We start from the raw sequence: 17,521 nt of genomic DNA on the forward strand, positions 1-17,521 counted from the left end.
TCTTTGGCGGTAAGACGAAAAAGCCCGGCCTCTAAACATAAGAGGCCGGACTGTTATTAATGATATGACAGGTAAACAATCCTTTGAAAGCAGCCGTCAGGATTTACTGGCTTTTAAACTTGGCTTTACCTCACTTATCAAACTGGCAGTCATCCGCCTGGGTCCGCGAATATTGGTAACGCCGAGTTCTTTCAGCCGCTCAATGGGAAAGTCGCTGTCATCATATTTTTTAAGTAACTCCAATTTCATGTACTTTCTGTCTGAATGGGGCTCTTCAATACCTGCTTCGAGCACACGGCAGGCATAGCGAAGCGCGCGTGTCGGCGCTGTAATGTAAACAAAAAGGTAATCTCCTGTCTGGATACTGGCTTTTTGCGGCCAGGTATTGATTTTATGCGCCGCAAATTCAGCATCAATGTCATAATACTTGAGATTTGCCGGAATAATCCAAAAATCAGGGCCAGCCGGATTTCCCAGATTTTTCCCGCTGACCAGAGCTCTGCTCTTATCCACCAGAGAAAACAGCAGCTCATCGGTCACAGTGCCGTCCAAAACAACCGAAATCCAAGATTTCTTATTCATGTGATAGGAAGGATAAATTCCCGGAAGATCAAGAAGACCTGCCAGATCATAAGGCTCGGCCTTGAGATTGATGATCTCTACTTCCTGCTTGAGCTTCTCTTGTTCCCACACTTCTTTTCCCAGGTCCAGCTTGCCGCGCTCAATAGCCATGATGAGCCCGTACCATTTACGGTTAAGAGGATAACGGTAAGAAGAAAAGGAGGGATATTTTTTAAAGGGGTGATCATATTGATCCCCGTAAAGCTGCTCAAGCCTTTGAGCTAAGCGGTTGGTCTGCTCCTCTATAAATGGCAGAGCTTCAAAGCAAGCATCTGCTAGTTTTCCTAAAATCTCAGCATAAGCTTCTCTGACCTGACCGACAAAGGTACCCGTTTGGCGCTCTACCCGCAGAGCCAGGTAATCATCTCCAGTATCCCTATCAAGCACACGGCCGGACACCAATCCTTCAGCAGAAATTATTATCAGCGCCTCAAAATCACCGTTCATGAAGCTTTCTTTGTAGAGATAACCGTCTCCTTCTTTTGAAAATCCATAGGGAAGAAGCTTGTCAAACAGCACACGTTTCTTCTTAAAAAAATCTGATTCAAGAGACATCCTATTTTCCTTTCCAAGATACACAAGCAAAACAAATTAATTCAATACATAGTCCCTAATCGCCTTAGAAGCGCCGTTATCGTTGTTAGAGGCTGTTTCTTGGTCGGCCTCGTCTTTGACAGCCTGCGGTGCGTTGCCCATGGCCACTCCCAAACCAGCTAATTTTAACATCGGCAGATCATTGAAATTATCACCGATTGTCATAGCAGCTGTCAGGGGCACATGATAGTAAGCGGCAATTTCCGTGAGAGCATTTTCTTTGGAGACTGATTTTGAGATGACCTCTAAGTAGTTAGCCTTAGACAGGTAAAAGGAGGCATCCGCAAATGACAGGGTTTTGAGATGAGCAAGCAGTTCTTTAATGTCATCAGCCTCAGCAATTAAAAGAAGTTTATGAACGGGTCTTTTGCTGTCTGCCAAAAGCTTATCCAGCTCACCGACAAGCGGCGTTTCTTTGGTAATATCAGCCTCAATCTCCACCCATTTATTTCTCTTGTCAACAATCCAATCACCGCCCGAATACACATTAAGAGCAATATGAGAAAACTCCCTGCGCACCACATCAACAACCCTTTTAACATCTGTTTTATCGAGACTGTGTTCCATTAAAGTTTGAAAGTATTCTTGATTTCCCTCAACAATAAGTGCACCGTTATAGCAGGCAAGAGGACTGTCATTTAGATGAAGCTCCCGGGCAAGGGGAAACATGCCGTGAGGCGATCTGGCAGAAGCCAGCACAAAAGGAATGTTCTTTGCCTTTAAAGCAGCCACAGCCTCACTCAGTTCAGAGTCAAGCTGGTGCTTGTCATCTAAAATAGTCCCGTCAATATCACTTAAAATCAATCGAATCGCTTCTGCCATAATAACCTCCTAAAAAATAAGTTTCAAATCTTGCGACAGCAGTTTTTGGATAGCTTTTGTCGGTTTCTTATCCGTAATAAAATAATCAAAGTCGTTAATATCAGCCAGCACATAACTGGCTTCTTTTTCAAATTTATCTTCCTCGGCCAGCAGTATCTTGGTCTTGGCATTTTTCAAAACCAATTTCTTCAGGTAGGTATCGGCCGCATCTTCAAAAGACACTTGTCCTTTCTTTAGACCTGCAGCTGCAATGATAGCTGCATCAAAATGAATATCCTTGAGCAGCTCTGCTTCATTTAAAGCATAATAAAAGCGGTTCTTAGGCTGAAACTGGCCGCCCAGAAGGTGAAAATCAACCGTTTCATGCTGAGCCAGAACAATGGCATTATCCAAAGAATGCGAATAGATGGTCACGTCCTTATCAATCAGCTGCGCTAAGCGCAGCACCGACGTTGACACATCAAAAAAGTAGAGCTGCCCCGGTGCTATCAGCTGATAAGCCTTTTGAGCTATGGCATCTTTGCTTTCAGTCAGACGGTGCAGACGCTCTTCAAAAGACAGAACGTTCTGCGATTTCTGCAGGGGCAAAATCCCGCCATGCGTCCGAATAACCTGCTTATCAGCCGCTAGAAAAGCAAAATCCCGCCGCACCGTATCGCGAGAAACATTCAGCAGCGCACGCGCATCTTTGGAAGACAGTTCTCCTCTTTCTTCAACCAGCCTCAGGATTTCCTGCAGTCGTTTTTCCCGGTACATAACACCCCTCCTTTGCTTAAATCTATTATAACACATTTTAAGCAAGGATAAGTCTTTTTAAGTTTTTATAAGTTTTTTATTTTTAAAACATAATATGGCAACCTCAAAAACCTGTGACAAAGAGAATATAAAAAGCACCCCAAACCTTAGATTTTTAGCCTAAGGCTTGGAGTGCAGCTCAAAAGTCTCAGATATTTAATTTTAAGGGACCATATAATCCGACTGGAATAGCCTTAGACAGCTGCTATTGACGATAATAATAGTCCTCTGCAGGATAGTTGCCATCACTTTGCGTTATCAAAATACGAGGCTTGCTTGAATCTGACTGATCCCCTTGAGGATTTTTAAAACCAATCTTAAACAAAGCCAAGGCCGCACCCGTATTATTCCCTGCTCTTAAGCTGGCATAAGGAATACCGTTTCTGTTAGCAGAATCTTTAATTCCCTGTAAGGTCATCTTGCCGTTTACTGTACCGTCAGAAGTAATTTCTAAAGTATCACCTCTGCCGTTTTTCCAAGTGCCAACCAAAGATTGAAAGTTACCGTTATTGATCTCATCAATATTTAAATCCTTTTGACTGACATCAGTGGAAGCGGCCTCATCAGACGTTTCAGCTTCAGTAACTGCTTCGGACGAACTGCTTGAAGTGGATTGTTTTTCTGTCTTTTTTTCAGTCTGCTCAGATTTTGCTTGACTGGAAGCTTTCTGCGAAGTCTCTGTCTTATTACTGCGGCAAGCTGACAAAAGCAAAATGGACAACAAAGCCAAAAAAATGTTTACTAATTTCTTTTTCATAACAAACTCCTCTCCTTTATAAAAATAGCATACCCTCCTACTTTCCTTTGAGTGACCTCCTTCCTAAAAATCAGAAATCGAGATAATAGAAGAAATCAAACTCTTCAATCACTTATTTTTATTTCAGACGACTTTAACTACCTCTATTATACTACAGTCTTAGCAAAATTAGTCAGAATTGCTTGTTTCTTCTTTTATTTCCTATTTTAACTTAATCATACCAAAAACCACAGCTGCTCACCGTGGTTTATTCTGAAGTTTAAATGTTATTCGCTTTCTTTCCGAGAAAATAGGTTGAAACAAAGCCACCAATAAGTGCTACTATCATAACACTAATTGACACCATTAAGTTGTACTTGGAACCGGAAGGATCAATATAAGCTGGCAGTGAAATAAAACCAGGAGTTGAAACTACATATTGTGTCATTCTGAGTAGGCCTGCTAAAAGACCGCCTATTCCTCCGCCAATAATCGCACCGACCAAAGGATACTTTTGCGGAAAAAGAACACCATATACCGCAGGTTCAGTAATACCGCATAAAGCTGTAATCCCGGCCGACATAGATACAGATTTCTGATTAACATCTTTGGAAATGAACATTGCTGCAAGAGCTGCACCTCCGACAGCAACGTTTGCGGGTGCCATACCTGTCATAATAAGAGGATCACTGCCTACTTGAGCCATTAATGCAAATAAAACTGGGTAAGTGGCATTATTCATACCAAAGAATACCATTAAAGGAGTTGTCATCCCAATCACCATTACCGCTGGAGCAGGAGCCGCCTTATATAGAGCATAGACACCGTCAGCTAACCAAGTTCCTAAAAGATTTCCAATGGGACCCAAGACAATTAATGTTACCGGAACTGTCAGTAAAATCGTAATTAAAGGGACGAATATAGTCTTCAAATAGACCGGCATGTGCCTTTCCAGAAATTTATAAACAACTGACATAAACAGCACTCCAAGAATAATTGGAAATACTGTAGAATTATAACTTATCTGTGGGACTTTAATTCCGACAAAATTGAGCCCTTTTGCTCCATTAATTGTTGAGTAAAGAAGAATTGCTCCTAAAAAGGCTCCTAAAAAACCATTTGATTTTAAACGGTTAGCAGCTGAAAAACCAATAAATATTGGCAAGAAATAGAACGTCGCTTGGTTAATAGCATAAATGATTATATAGGTACCTGATTTATCACTTACACCAAAAAAGTTGGTCAGTACTGTCAAAACTGCACCTGTAAGCCCGCCAGCCACAAGCACTGGAATAACAGGCGAGAAAGTTCCCCCAATAAAAGACATAATAGTATTTAAATAGTTATGTTTTTCACCGGGTTTCTTTTCTAAGGCTATATCTTCCCTAGCTGTATCAGCATCTTCCACGTAACCCTTTTCTTTTATTCCGTCCATTTTTTGAATTTCAGCATATACGTTAGGGACATCTTGACCAATAACGATTTGATGTTCTCCATTTTGTACAACAACAGTGAGAACTCCTGATAATTTAGTAATTGCTGAATTATCAAACTTTGTTTCATCTTTTAGATTTAATCTCAGTCGTGTCATACAATGACTAACACCCGTAATATTTGATACACCACCACTTAATTTAACAATGTCTTCGGCTAATTTTTTATAATCTTTAGACATAGTTAGTTCCCCCAGTTCTGACCATTTGATTTAATAAGATTTGAATACCAATAATAGGATGCCTTTTTAATTCTGGCCAAATCTCTAAGATCATCATCAGTTCTATTAATAAATACCAAGCCATAACGCTTAGCCATACCATTACCTGTCGAAAGCAAATCTGTAAATGACCAAGGATTATAACCAAGGACTTCTACACCATCTTGAATTGTCAGTCCAACTTGATAGATTTGGTCTCGTAAAAAGTTAATGCGATAGGCGTCATTCACTTCACCATTTTCGTCCACATCCTCATGTGCACCATAACCGTTTTCAGTAATAATCATCGGCAATTGGTAGAGATTCCACATATCTCTCAAAACATAGCGCATTGCTACTGGATCAATTTCCCAATCCCAGTCTGTGTATTCAACGTAGTCATTGTAAACAAGCTTATATTCTCCTGGTACAACCGGAAATTTTAATTGCCCCTTGATGCCATATTTATTAAGTTCATATGCCTGAGGCTGCTCATCTAATTTTGCTTCAGCTGCCGTGTTTGACCGATAACAATTAATTCCAAAGTAATCAATTCGAGCTTGATTAAAAATTTCTTGATCACCATCGTGAATATCAGGGTTAATGCCATGCTCTTTCCAATAATTCTTTATAAAATTACTGTATTTTCTATGTGCATAAAAGTCATTCCAAATTTTTTCAGTAAACTCTTCAGCATTAAGTCTTGCAATTTGGTCCATCGGATTCCCAGTATTTGAATAAATTGGTACCATCCCGGGAACAGGTCCGATTTTCCCATTTTCCACCATCTCATGGCAGGCAATAACAGCTTTGGCATGGCAAAGATTCATGATATGATTAACTTTCCACTGATCCTCAAACCATGTTTCGGGGTATTTGCATGTTCCTAACCAATGACCATAAACAATTTGCATGTTTTGTTCATTGATAGACAGCCAGTACTTAACACGGTCACCAAATTCTTTGAAACATGTTCTGGCGTATTGTTCAAAAGCATCAATAATACCACGTCCATACCAGCCATCATATTCTTCATCAACCCATACCGGAAGGTCATAGTGATAAAGAGTTACAATTGGTTCAATCCCATTATTAACAAGTTCATTAATTAAATTATTATAAAAATTGATTCCTTTTTGATTAGGGATTCCTGATTTATCAGGAAAAATACGCGGCCAAGCAATGGAGAACCTGTACGATGTAAATCCTGCTTCTTTCATCAATGCGACATCTTCTTTATAGTGATGATAATGATCAGAAGCCACCGAATTGTCAGCAAATGGTTTTTTCGTTTGTGAATTTAAATCAATCTTTGATACTGCTCTGCCATCTTCATTGACAGCACCTTCAACTTGCCACGCAGCACTTGAAGCACCCCATAAAAAATTTTTAGGAAATATCGGTTTTTCTTTATAATGCATATTATTCCTTTCTTACAATAACTGGCTATATTCGCAAATAATTGAGTCTAAGACGTAAGTGATACCATAAGTGTAGTAAATAATGTCTTTATTATTTTGATTATCCATTGAGGTTAGATGATACACTCTGTCAAATGTGACATTAAATAAAGGATTCCTGCTGTTTGTGAATAAAAAAGTAGTTGCTCCACTTGAAAATAAATCATCTTGCAATGTTTCAGCTAAAGCACCTGATATAGAAAAGACCAGAATCAAACAATTTGAATCCAATTCACCACTAAATTGACTGAGCTTATTTTGGCTTGCAACGATGGAAATTCTCTTCCCAAAAATGGCCATAGTCTGCTGAAATACTCGAATGCTATTTGCTATGGTGCTTGATGCAACTATTATCACTTCATCAGAATGGTGAATGTTATTCACAATCTGTGTTAATTCTCTATTTGAAAGTCTATCTTCCAACTCTGTAAACATCAATTTAAGCTGCTCTCTCAATTTAAATAGAAAATCATCTTTACAGTAAAATGTTTTGTAACTTTCAAAACCTTCATCAAATTCCGAAAAATGTTTTTTCAATTCTTTAAAATTATCATAGCCCAAATGTTGACAAAAGCGTCTTACTGTTGCCCTTGATACATGGTTTTCTTCAGCAACATCAAAAATATTTAAATTCCCTATCTGTTGATAGTTGTCAATTAAATAGCGGGAAAGCTGATAATCCACACTTCCTACATCGCTGGAATTGTATAAATTCTGCAAATTATACAGTAAACTTAAACGTCTGTTTTCCATTATCTTCTCCTCGGCCTTGGATTAAGTCTATTTTATATCTTTACAAACAAAAAAGGGGAACAATTATTGTCCCCTAAAATTTGCCTTGATCTTAAAATCAGCATATATCTGACCGCTATCATTTTCTGCATAGCCAAATCGGCTTTTTATTTAAATCATCTGACAGACGGATCAAGCATAAAATCATCCCATTATTCGGGAAAAGTACTAAAAATATTTAAAAACTTAGAAAACCAATTATAAAAGATTGTACTCTTGTTTTGTTTTATCAATGCTGTTCATTAATGAAGGCTGTCTCAATTTTACTTCTTCAAGATTACTGTTTTTTATATTTTCAGAAATTAAATAATGGTACAGCTCATCCTTATAAGGTGAAGTCAGTTTGTAATTTGGAAATCGGATATTAATGCTGTCTTTAGAGAATCTAGCAAGTTCTTTATTTTCGTCTTCCATCAATCTTACACTATATTTGATTTGACATGCGCCATCAACAAGAATGTTGAAACGTAACTGATTAACCCCCTTAGTTAATTTATAGTTTATTGTAAATGTAAATTTACTTTGATTGTAAGGTTTTAAAAGCTCAATAATGGGAGTTAAAGTTCTATCAACCGGAGAACCTCCTCCTAATTGCCTAATAAATTTCTTTTCCGAGGAAAGGTATGGAATCTCAATATCACTTTCAATTTGATTGGTTACTGTATTGAGCAGTTCAATTTTGATAGATTGCCTATAATCTGGTATATCATTAGAAAAATATTTTATTATGTTGTGATTCGTTAAAACCATAGAAAATATTTTTTCTATATCCCCTCCTTTTAACTTTCCTTGTGTTAAATTTTTTTCAAATATACACTTATCAAGTTTTTTAAGATTATTTATATAAATAATCTTTAAGATATATTTTTTAAGAGAGCTTTCCTTATTCCCATTATTAAATACGACAAAATCAATTTTCTGTTTAGGTACGTCAAAACCATTTTGCACTACTATATCCTCATAGAAATACTCATTTACAACAATATTCTCAACTATTAAATCTTTAATTATTAAATCATCTTTTTCATTCTGAATTACCAGCTCATTCTCAATATAATTTCTATACACATCTGAGTTTTGAAAAGATGGTAGTAATTCTCCTTCAAACATTTTAGGAACATTTCGCACATCAATGCTTTTTATTATTATCTTTTGAAAATGAGGAAGAATAAATTTTTTAAAGACCCAAATAATAATAGTTATTATAATTGAAAATAGCCAAAATAAAATATTTGAAAAAAGATCTGTCACTAGATCTTTCAGATTAATAATCTCTGCAAAATTCACTATGATACTCCAACATTTTTTATTTCATTATAGCAAAAAACAAGCCCAACTTTGCAGTTAGACTTGCTTAAGAGATTTATTTTCACTTTTGACCCTTGAATTTATAAACACCTGAACGCTTGACGATATGGACATTCTTCATCATCAACCTGTGCAATAAGTGTAATGATACTCAATTTTATTACTCTATTAACTTATATTTCTTTTTCGTTGCCTTTGTGGTATAGATTAGCTCAGTATCTAAGATTTTTACTCGTTCTAAAGAGACTTTCAAAATGTTATGCTTTCTAGCAAAAAGATAAATTTCTCCGTGATCTCCATTCATGTTATCTATAATATTGTAAACTGGTACACGTATAGTTTGTTGTTGATGCAATTGTTTTCCATGAATATTAGCTCTCTTGCCGCCACCATCACTGTACTTAAGCTCTACATCATACTCTAGGTAAGCCGTTTTATCTAGTAAAATATTAAAAGAAAATACGGACTTTCCAGTTGGGATTTCTTTGATAATATTTTCAGTATAAACAGATTTATACGGATATTTCAATTCAAAAATCACTCTTCCTGTTTTATCATTTGGTGCACCTATAAAACCTTTATTCTGATGGAACTTTCCGTTGCTCTCATCATAAAGTATTACCTCATCTACAACTATTTTTTTACCCTCTTTAATTTTAAAACGGATAACTTGGTCCTCTTGTTGAGAAGTAAATCTACTTAAAATGCTTGATACTGTTAAATCTTGATTTATTATCCTTTTTATATCCCCCTTCTTAAACGCATTTGGAAAATACTCCTTTTCAAAAATTTTTGTGGCATCTTTACTTTTATGATTGCCTAAAATCTCTCTGGTTACCAGAATATGATATTTTTTCTTAACTTTTTTATTACCATTATTAAACGCATATGCGGAGAAATTTTGACTAGTGTAATCAAATCCAAAATGCACCCTAACATCCTCATATTTGTAACTCGTATCAACATTTACATTCTTAATCGAAATCTTATTAATAGGTACATTTGATGACTTTGCATTATTAATAAGTAGGTTGTTCTCTATATAATTGGAAAGATAGGGCACTGACTTTCCGTTATTTATTATAATTTCCTCTCCACTCACCTTCATTGGAACATTTCTGACCTCTATTTTTTGAATAGTAATATCACGAAAGAAATCAAATAATATATTTATAGGAGTTTTTATTCTTGCAAATACTAGACCACCTAAAATAGTACTTATAACACCAGCAATAATCGTTACTTTATATTGAGAGTAAATACCCCTTCTTCTCTGTTTTTCTTGTTTAACCCGACTATTCATATATTTCCATTCTAATTTTTTAATATTTTTATTATACCAAAAAACACAGCCTTTCGACTGTGTTTTACCATACTCTACAAAAAGGGACTTAGAATAGTAATTATATTTGCTGCAAATCCAGCTAATTCTGAAGTTGACTTTGCAACTTTTCTTAAGAATATAAAATCTTCATCAGATGGGTTTTGCTCTCGTTCCAATTCTTCAAGAATTCGATTTAATACATTAAGTAATTGAGCATTTTCCGAAGAATTTAGTTCTTCTGCATAAATAAATCTCTCTGTTTTAATTTGTGCAATTGAATTACTGTAAATCGTTACTTGGTCAGCCGCAATAGTTACTGCTCCCTCCGCTGATACATTAACTTGGCTTGGTTCTTTTAAATATGCTTTAGCATAATTATCATTCAAAAATTTGTCAACTATTCCACCATAATAAAATCCACATTTTCCATTAATTACTTTATATGGGATATCATTATAATAGATTGTCTTCCCATGTTGACTAAAAATTAAATCAAAAGCTTTTAAAAACTCCTTGCCTTCTCTACCAATAGGAAAGTATCTATATTCAATTACGAACTGACCATCTTCTTGATAATACTGATTTTCATGTCTCTTCAAAATTTGAAAAGCAAGCTCTTCATCCATTTTTATTCCTCACTTTACTTACATTAAATTTAAAATAATATATTCAATTTCAATAATTATCAATATATCGATAATATATTATTTCTTATTCCCCCAACTTCTCCATCTCTTTAATCCGCTCTACTGTCGCATCATACTTGGCTTGGTAGTCGGTTTGTTTGTCACGCTCTTTTTGGACAATTTCGGGTTTGGCGTTTTGGACGAAGCGTTCGTTGCCGAGTTTTTTGGCGACCATGTCTAGTTCTTTTTGCCATTTGGCTAGTTCTTTGTTGAGACGTTCGAGTTCTTCCTCGACATTGAGCAGGTCTGCCAGCGGCAGGAAGATTTCAGCGCCTGTGATGACGGCTGACATGGCAAGGTCTGGCGTGTCAATGTCACTTGAGATTTCAAGTTTTTCAGGATTGGTGAAACGCTTGATGTAGTTGACATTGCTATTAAAGAAGCTTTCCAAACCGCTATCGCTGGTTTTGACAAGGATGGTGATTGGCTTAGATGGGGCAACATTGACTTCAGCACGCGCATTACGTACAGCACGAATCAAGTCTTTCAAACTTTCCACGCCTTTATGCGCAGCTTCATTTTCAAAAGCAGGGTTAATAATTGGGTAAGCTGCTGTGACGATTGAGCCATCTGCATACTGTCCAAAGATTTCCTCCGTCACAAACGGCATGATTGGATGCAGCAGACGCAGAATCTTGTCCAGTGTGTAGAGGAGGACTGAGCGGGTAATCACCTTCTCATCTTCGTTGTCGCTGTAAAGGACTTCCTTGGTCAACTCTACATACCAGTCGGCGAATTCATCCCAGATGAAGTTGTAGAGGATGTGACCGGCCACACCAAATTCAAACTTGTCGAAGTTGTCAGTAACCTTGGCAATGGTCTCATTGAGGTTGTGGAGAATCCATTTGTCCGTGACATTTCCTGCTGTCCCCGCAGCGACCTTATCGACATTGGCTGTTGCTTGATCAAGTGTCAAGCCTTCATTGTTCATGAGAATATAGCGGGAAATATTCCAGATTTTGTTAATGAAGTTCCAAGCAGCATCCATTTTTTCGTAAGAGAAACGAACATCTTGCCCCGGCGCAGAGCCGTTTGAGAGGAACCAGCGCAGGGCATCGGCACCGTATTTATCGACGACATCCATGGGGTCAATTCCGTTACCAAGCGACTTAGACATCTTGCGTCCCTGTTCATCACGAATAAGACCGTGGATTAAGACATTCTTAAAGGGCTGACGGCCTGTGAATTCCAAGGATTGGAAAATCATGCGAGACACCCAGAAGAAAATGATGTCGTAACCTGTCACAAGGGTTGAGGTTGGGAAGTAACGCTTGAAATCTTCTGATTCCGTGTCAGGCCAACCCATGGTTGAAAATGGCCAGAGAGCAGAGCTGAACCAAGTATCAAGGACATCTTCATCTTGTGTCCAGCCGTCGCCTTCCGGTGCTTCTTCTCCGACATACATCTCGCCGTCCGCATTGTACCAAGCAGGAATTTGGTGGCCCCACCAAAGCTGACGGGAAATAACCCAGTCGTGGACGTTTTCCATCCATTGGAGGAAAGTATCATTGAAACGTGGCGGGTAAAAGTCCACGCGGTCATCAGTCTCTTGGTTGGCAATGGCATTTTTGGCCAGCTGATCCATCTTAACGAACCATTGGGTGGACAAGCGCGGTTCCACCATGACACCGGTACGTTCTGAGTGACCGACCGAGTGGGTCATCTTTTCGACCTTGACAAGGGCGCCTATTTCCTCTAATTTGGCAACCGTCGCCTTGCGGGCTTGGAAACGATCCATGCCGGCAAATTCACCAGCCAGCTCATTCATAGTGCCGTCATCGTTCATGACATTGACTTGCGGCAGATTGTGACGCTGACCGACCAAGAAGTCGTTAGGATCATGAGCCGGTGTGATTTTAACGACACCGGTTCCAAATTCGGGATCCGCATGCTCGTCAGCAACGATTGGAATTGGCTTGTTAACGATTGGCAGAATAACATTTTTACCAATCAGATCTTTATAGCGGGAATCTTCTGGATTGACAGCGACAGCCGTATCTCCAAACATGGTCTCTGGACGTGTGGTTGCGACTTCCAGAGCGCGAGAGCCATCTTCCACCATGTAGTTCATGTGATAGAAAGCACCCTCAACATCCTTGTGAATGACCTCAATATCAGAAAGGGCCGTGCGGGCTTTAGGATCCCAGTTGATGATGAACTCACCGCGGTAGATCCAACCCTTCTTGTAGAGATCAACAAAGACCTTACGAACAGCCTTAGAAAGCCCCTCGTCAAGGGTGAAACGCTCGCGTGAGTAATCGACAGAAATTCCCATCTTGCCCCACTGCTCCTTGATGGTCGCGGCATACTCGTCCTTCCATTCCCAGACCTTATCCAAGAATTTCTCACGACCGAGATCGTAGCGGGAAATGCCATCTTCAGCCAAGCGAGCTTCGACCTTGGCCTGTGTGGCGATACCTGCATGGTCCATGCCAGGCAGCCAAAGGGTGTCAAAGCCCTGCATGCGTTTTTGACGAATAATAATATCTTGAAGCGTCGTGTCCCAAGCGTGTCCCAGGTGCAGTTTACCTGTGACATTTGGCGGTGGAATCACGATTGAGTAAGGATGTGCCTTCTTATCGCCTGACGGCTTGAACACATCCTCATCCAACCATTTCTGATAGCGACCAGCCTCAACCTGGGATGGATTATATTTTGGTGAAAGTTCTTTTGACATGTTAGTGTCCTTTCCATTTTTATATTAATTAATCAAAGTTGGTTCATAAGTAACCGACTTTAGGCTTATTCCTTTTACCAAGAAGTTGTCATAACTAAATTCAAACTTTTGTTCGTAGGTTCTACCTGCTGAATCACAGAATTTAATTTTAAATTCAATACAAAAACTCTGCTTCTCAGACTGTTCGTTTGCAGTTGTACTCAAATATATAGATTCATTTGGAATCGCAAAATTCTCACTAAAGTAGCTATATATACTATGTGTTTGTTTCTTGGGAGTAGATCTAAAATATATTGGATCTCCATCTACATCAAAATCAATAGGATTAGTCATAATTTGTGTAGCTGTACCTCGTCCTACATTTGTTAAGTATATTTGAGCAATTAGTTTTCCTTTTTTAACATAAGTACTTGATTTAGTTCTGTTCAATTCAAAATAGGGTTTGAAATTTTCTTGGGCTTCAAAATTGAATTGCAGTTCGCTAACTTTTTGCTGATATACTGCAAGCTCTTTTTGAAACTCTTTAAATTCTCTATCAATTTTATCTTGATTGGCCTTACTAATCCAAGTGTAGAGACCAACAACTATACTTATGACTAAAGATACAAAGGCAACTTTATCATCATTATAAAGTTCAATAATCCATTTAAAAACTGTTTCTAAAAATGCCACAGTAGTTATCCTTTTCAATATTTTATTTTCTTTCTTAAGTTAAAGCACTCTAATTCAAGTTAAACCGCTCTGTTAAGCGATTGCTGAACTGTTCGATTTTTCCGAACAGTTCAACTTGTGCAAAGTTTGCACGAGTTCCTACCTCTCCTTAAACCTCACACCGTTTTCTTTTAGCTTTTTAACCGTAGCAGGGCCAATGCTTGAAATGGCTAGGATTTCTTTTTCGGTGTGTTTTTCCAGATCTTACTTGCTCATAATGCCAGCATCGCATAGATATCGGCCTTTATCTATCTGAATCCCTTTCATGCAGGGGGAATTAAAAAATTCTAATCGTTTGCGCGGGGAATCAGGTAGACTGTCCTGATACTCTTCTGCTAAAGCAACCATTTGATGGATAACAAAGGGTTTGGTGACCAAAAAGGCCTGTAGGGGGTGCAAGGCAATCTGGAGAGATGCAGCTGAGTTAGGACGATAGGTAGAAACTTCATTTGCTATATCAAGCAGCTGAACCCAGTGAGGGTTATCAAAAACTTGTAAGGCTTCTTTATTGACGTTCGCTAAGTACCTAAATAATTCTTTAGCCGCATCCATGTCACCTATAAGTATCGTGGCAATAAGCATATGTACTATCACGCCATCATCCTGCCACTCTTGCCCAATCTGTTCTTCATAAAAATCAGTAATTTCCTCTGTTTTATAAAGGGCATTATAAACACTCAACATCAAATAAACAAATCCAGGCGGAAATCTGTCATCAACAGCAATCTTAGAGCGTACAAAATCCACCACTTGACCAGCTAGACCAACCAGCCCTTCTTGCAGATAAGTCTCTGTCACAAAAGTGATGACCGTCAAGGAACTGCGCGCTTCCAAACTATACCAAGATTCATAATCAGCTTTCTTCCACTCTGTCAAAGCCACTTGATAAAAATCCTGCAGTTCTTTTAAGTAGTCAGCTGAAAATTCTGTGCTTCTTAACAGTAAGGATTGAAATCTTGCTTCAAAGTGGTCGGGATATTCTGCCAGTAAATTGGTAAGCAGACGGAGCTGCATCTCTTCATCTTCCTCTTCCATTGCTTGGTAAAAAAGTTCATCTGCTTCATCCATCTCTAAATCCTCAAAAACCAAGACAGAAGCTAACTGCTCCAGAGTGTCGGGAGCCCCAGTCCGTTCAAATTCTTCAAAAAGTTTTTCAACAAACTCTTTATCCGGATCAGATTCCTGAAAAGATAAGGGATAATCGCTCTTTTCTGTAAAAGAAGTCAAATCAATAATCTTATTGTTTTCTTGTTTCTGCTGCTGTCTGAGTCTTTTTTCCGGTTCTTCTTTTTAGCCATAGAATCTCCTTTTTATAAGGTACTAAGTTATTAAGCACTCCAAAGGAATTTAGAAATGGAATGATAATTCAATAAGAATCAAACCTCATTTACCTAATTCTACACGAGCGCAGGCTGTCCAATCACTTCTCCCCTTCCCACTCGGCATAGAACTGCTCTAGGTAGTCCAGCATGAATTGGTGACGGCCTTGGGCTAGGCGTTTGCCTTCTGCTGTGTTCATGAGATCTTTGAGTTTGAGGAGTTTTTCGTAGAAATGCATGATGGCCGTGTCTTCGCCCTTGCGGTAGTCTTCAAGAGTTAGGTTTTCGCGCGGCTGTTTACTGGGATCATGAATAAGACGGCCGTGGTTTCCTGAGTAAACAAACGTTCTGGCAATGCCGATTGCGCCGATTGCATCCAGCCGATCGGCATCTTGGACGACCTGGCCTTCTAAGCTGAGATGGGCAGTGTTGTGGCCCCCCTTATAGGAAATACCTGTCATGATGCTGGTGATTTCAGTAATTTGATCTTGTGGCAAACCTTGCTCAGTTAGGAAATGCTCCACTTCAGCCAAAGCCTTGTCTTCATCGAAAAGCTTGCTGTCCGCCATATCATGCAGCAGCGCAGCCATTTCACAGATAAAGAGATCTGCTCCTTCGGCTTTTGCAATGGCCAGAGCAGTCTTCGTGACACGCGCAATATGCCACCAGTCATGACCGCTGGCCTCGGCAGCTAAAGTAGCTTTCACAAACTGGCGCGTGCTAGCAAGAATGGTTTCCTTATCCATGATCTGCCTCCCATTCACTTTTGAGCAGACCGTATCTCAGGTCATCGCAGCGATTGCCCAAGGCATCCTTGCGGTCTCGAATCCGTGCTTCTAAGGTAAAGCCCAATTTCTCCGCCACGCGCTGACTTTGTTTATTGGTGTCGTAGCAGTTCAATTCAATCTTATGAAGGTTGAGGAGCGTAAAACCAAGCTCAATCAGGGCACCTGCTGCCTCCGGCACAATTCCCTGCCCCCAATAATCCGGATGCAGGGTATAGCCAATTTCCAGCACATCGTCAGCATGGCGATGATTAAAGTCCACAGAGCCAATCACTTTATCCTCTCCTTTTAGCTTTATGCCATAGCCAGAGGGCAATTGCTGCTCTGCTTGACTTTTAGGCAGGACATGCTCCAAATAATAAGCTTCATCCGCAACTGTTTCGACCGGCGGAAAGCCTGCTGGATAGCTAACTTCCGGTAAACTGGCATAATCAAAAACATCCGAAGCGTCCGCAGCTGTCCGCTGACACAGGTAAAGCCGGTTTGTTCTGATGTCCGGCAAAATATTATTCTCAATTTGCCCTAAAATCTCAAGCATCCTCATTGCTCCCTTGTTTTCTTTTTCTAACTCTCTGGATCCACCATTTTAATGAGCTTAGCAGGGACACCGCCAACAACCGCATAGGCAGGGACATCTTTTGTGACCACAGCACCGGCAGCCACAACGGCCCAATCGCCTATGCTTACGCCCGGCAGAACCGTTGCATTCGAACCAATCCAGACATTTTTACCGATGCTAATAGGAAGATAGGTATTTTGACGCTTTTGGCTCGGCTCCAGGGCATGGTTAACTGTTGCCAGCACAACATTATGGCCGATAAATGACCCATCCCCAATAGTAATGCCGCCTTGATCCTGAAAGTGGCAGCTGGAATTGACAAAGACATTGTCGCCAAAGACTGTCTCCCGGCCAAAATCGGTATAAAAAGGCGGAAAAATCCGTAAAGTGTCAGGAACCTTGCGCCCTGTTAGACGAGTCATAATGGCTCGAATTTCTTCCGGTTTATGGTAACTGCTGTTGAGTTCCATTGTGATACGAATGGCTTCTTCAAAAAGCTCTGAACGGTTTAAATCATTTTTTGCTGCCATAACTGCCTCCTTAATTAGTGATGAAATCAAAAAACATCCCTGTCTTTTGACAGGGACGAATTTAATTTATATCTAAATCCGCGGTACCACCCACATTCGGGTCTTGGAA

At 39.3% G+C, this 17,521-nt stretch carries 16 protein-coding genes and 1 pseudogene; all 17 read right to left on the bottom strand.

Annotation, left to right across the window (positions count from 1 at the left end; genetic code table 11):
• Nucleotides 1-96: 96 nt before the first annotated feature.
• The 17 genes and pseudogenes from G573_RS0105585 to G573_RS0105660 all read right to left on the bottom strand — a co-directional run bounded on the left by G573_RS0105585 (nt 97) and on the right by G573_RS0105660 (nt 17,412).
• Nucleotides 97-1,176: an MmcQ/YjbR family DNA-binding protein gene (locus G573_RS0105585; RefSeq protein ID WP_027975791.1), complete on the bottom strand. Its 1,080-nt coding sequence runs from the start codon at nt 1,174-1,176 to the stop codon at nt 97-99.
• A gap of 36 nt (nt 1,177-1,212) precedes the next feature.
• Nucleotides 1,213-2,037, bottom strand: coding sequence for a Cof-type HAD-IIB family hydrolase (locus tag G573_RS0105590; protein WP_027975792.1), 825 nt, complete (start codon nt 2,035-2,037; stop codon nt 1,213-1,215).
• A 9-nt stretch (nt 2,038-2,046) separates the two neighbouring features.
• Nucleotides 2,047-2,793 (bottom strand): DeoR/GlpR family DNA-binding transcription regulator, encoded by a 747-nt coding sequence (locus G573_RS0105595; RefSeq protein ID WP_027975793.1) that lies wholly within the window; start codon nt 2,791-2,793, stop codon nt 2,047-2,049.
• A 244-nt stretch (nt 2,794-3,037) separates the two neighbouring features.
• Complete coding sequence (locus G573_RS0105600; RefSeq protein ID WP_027975794.1) at nt 3,038-3,589, bottom strand: DUF6287 domain-containing protein; 552 nt, start codon at nt 3,587-3,589, stop codon at nt 3,038-3,040.
• Nucleotides 3,590-3,848: 259 nt separating this feature from the next.
• Entirely contained in the window at nt 3,849-5,243 is a 1,395-nt protein-coding gene (locus G573_RS10925; protein WP_037586792.1) for a PTS transporter subunit EIIC, read from the bottom strand.
• Between the two features lie 2 nt (nt 5,244-5,245).
• A complete protein-coding gene (locus G573_RS0105610; protein ID WP_027975795.1) occupies nt 5,246-6,682 on the bottom strand; it encodes a glycoside hydrolase family 1 protein in 1,437 nt (478 codons plus the stop codon).
• A 12-nt stretch (nt 6,683-6,694) separates the two neighbouring features.
• Nucleotides 6,695-7,474, bottom strand: a complete 780-nt coding sequence (locus tag G573_RS0105615) for a MurR/RpiR family transcriptional regulator (protein ID WP_027975796.1) — start codon at nt 7,472-7,474, stop codon at nt 6,695-6,697.
• 237 nt (nt 7,475-7,711) lie between these two features.
• The gene (locus tag G573_RS10930; protein ID WP_051175709.1) at nt 7,712-8,800 is read right to left on the bottom strand and encodes a hypothetical protein; all 1,089 of its coding nucleotides are present in this window, start codon (nt 8,798-8,800) and stop codon (nt 7,712-7,714) included.
• A gap of 181 nt (nt 8,801-8,981) precedes the next feature.
• On the bottom strand, nt 8,982-10,124 hold the full coding sequence (locus G573_RS0105625) for a hypothetical protein (RefSeq protein ID WP_027975798.1): 1,143 nt from the start codon (nt 10,122-10,124) through the stop codon (nt 8,982-8,984).
• Nucleotides 10,125-10,198: 74 nt separating this feature from the next.
• Nucleotides 10,199-10,771, bottom strand: coding sequence for a hypothetical protein (locus G573_RS0105630; RefSeq protein ID WP_027975799.1), 573 nt, complete (start codon nt 10,769-10,771; stop codon nt 10,199-10,201).
• Nucleotides 10,772-10,856: 85 nt separating this feature from the next.
• Nucleotides 10,857-13,508, bottom strand: coding sequence for a valine--tRNA ligase (locus tag G573_RS0105635; protein WP_027975800.1), 2,652 nt, complete (start codon nt 13,506-13,508; stop codon nt 10,857-10,859).
• 24 nt (nt 13,509-13,532) lie between these two features.
• Nucleotides 13,533-14,180, bottom strand: coding sequence for a hypothetical protein (locus G573_RS0105640; RefSeq protein WP_037586794.1), 648 nt, complete (start codon nt 14,178-14,180; stop codon nt 13,533-13,535).
• 138 nt (nt 14,181-14,318) lie between these two features.
• A pseudogene (locus G573_RS11775) lies at nt 14,319-14,447 on the bottom strand (helix-hairpin-helix domain-containing protein); the annotation flags it as partial.
• The gene (locus tag G573_RS10935) at nt 14,424-15,287 is read right to left on the bottom strand and encodes a hypothetical protein (protein ID WP_245543139.1); all 864 of its coding nucleotides are present in this window, start codon (nt 15,285-15,287) and stop codon (nt 14,424-14,426) included. The gene G573_RS10935 and the pseudogene G573_RS11775, both read right to left, overlap by 24 nt.
• A gap of 352 nt (nt 15,288-15,639) precedes the next feature.
• Nucleotides 15,640-16,284 (bottom strand): HD domain-containing protein, encoded by a 645-nt coding sequence (locus tag G573_RS0105650; protein ID WP_027975802.1) that lies wholly within the window; start codon nt 16,282-16,284, stop codon nt 15,640-15,642.
• Nucleotides 16,277-16,861 carry a GNAT family N-acetyltransferase gene (locus tag G573_RS0105655; protein ID WP_027975803.1) on the bottom strand — a complete coding sequence of 195 codons (585 nt, stop codon included), beginning with the start codon at nt 16,859-16,861 and terminating at the stop codon, nt 16,277-16,279. The genes G573_RS0105650 and G573_RS0105655 overlap by 8 nt, the downstream gene beginning before the upstream one ends.
• Before the next feature lie 26 nt (nt 16,862-16,887).
• Complete coding sequence (locus tag G573_RS0105660) at nt 16,888-17,412, bottom strand: DapH/DapD/GlmU-related protein (protein WP_027975804.1); 525 nt, start codon at nt 17,410-17,412, stop codon at nt 16,888-16,890.
• Nucleotides 17,413-17,521: the final 109 nt, after the last annotated feature.

The sequence above is a fragment of the Streptococcus devriesei DSM 19639 genome, from assembly GCF_000423725.1.
GTDB classification, from domain to species: domain Bacteria; phylum Bacillota; class Bacilli; order Lactobacillales; family Streptococcaceae; genus Streptococcus; species Streptococcus devriesei.

Bases quoted from the DNA above. Each gene is read 5' to 3' on its own strand.
- G573_RS0105595 (WP_027975793.1), bottom strand. From the start codon at position 2,793: ATGTACCGGGAAAAACGACTGCAGGAAATCCTGAGGCTGGTTGAAGAA.
- G573_RS0105615 (WP_027975796.1), bottom strand. From the start codon at position 7,474: ATGGAAAACAGACGTTTAAGTTTACTGTATAATTTGCAGAATTTATAC.
- G573_RS0105585 (WP_027975791.1), bottom strand. From the start codon at position 1,176: ATGTCTCTTGAATCAGATTTTTTTAAGAAGAAACGTGTGCTGTTTGAC.
- G573_RS0105625 (WP_027975798.1), bottom strand. From the start codon at position 10,124: ATGAATAGTCGGGTTAAACAAGAAAAACAGAGAAGAAGGGGTATTTAC.
- G573_RS0105635 (WP_027975800.1), bottom strand. From the start codon at position 13,508: ATGTCAAAAGAACTTTCACCAAAATATAATCCATCCCAGGTTGAGGCT.
- G573_RS0105655 (WP_027975803.1), bottom strand. From the start codon at position 16,861: ATGCTTGAGATTTTAGGGCAAATTGAGAATAATATTTTGCCGGACATC.
- G573_RS0105590 (WP_027975792.1), bottom strand. From the start codon at position 2,037: ATGGCAGAAGCGATTCGATTGATTTTAAGTGATATTGACGGGACTATT.
- G573_RS10925 (WP_037586792.1), bottom strand. From the start codon at position 5,243: ATGTCTAAAGATTATAAAAAATTAGCCGAAGACATTGTTAAATTAAGT.
- G573_RS0105610 (WP_027975795.1), bottom strand. From the start codon at position 6,682: ATGCATTATAAAGAAAAACCGATATTTCCTAAAAATTTTTTATGGGGT.
- G573_RS0105600 (WP_027975794.1), bottom strand. From the start codon at position 3,589: ATGAAAAAGAAATTAGTAAACATTTTTTTGGCTTTGTTGTCCATTTTG.
- G573_RS0105650 (WP_027975802.1), bottom strand. From the start codon at position 16,284: ATGGATAAGGAAACCATTCTTGCTAGCACGCGCCAGTTTGTGAAAGCT.
- G573_RS0105630 (WP_027975799.1), bottom strand. From the start codon at position 10,771: ATGGATGAAGAGCTTGCTTTTCAAATTTTGAAGAGACATGAAAATCAG.
- G573_RS10935 (WP_245543139.1), bottom strand. From the start codon at position 15,287: ATGGATGAAGCAGATGAACTTTTTTACCAAGCAATGGAAGAGGAAGAT.
- G573_RS0105660 (WP_027975804.1), bottom strand. From the start codon at position 17,412: ATGGCAGCAAAAAATGATTTAAACCGTTCAGAGCTTTTTGAAGAAGCC.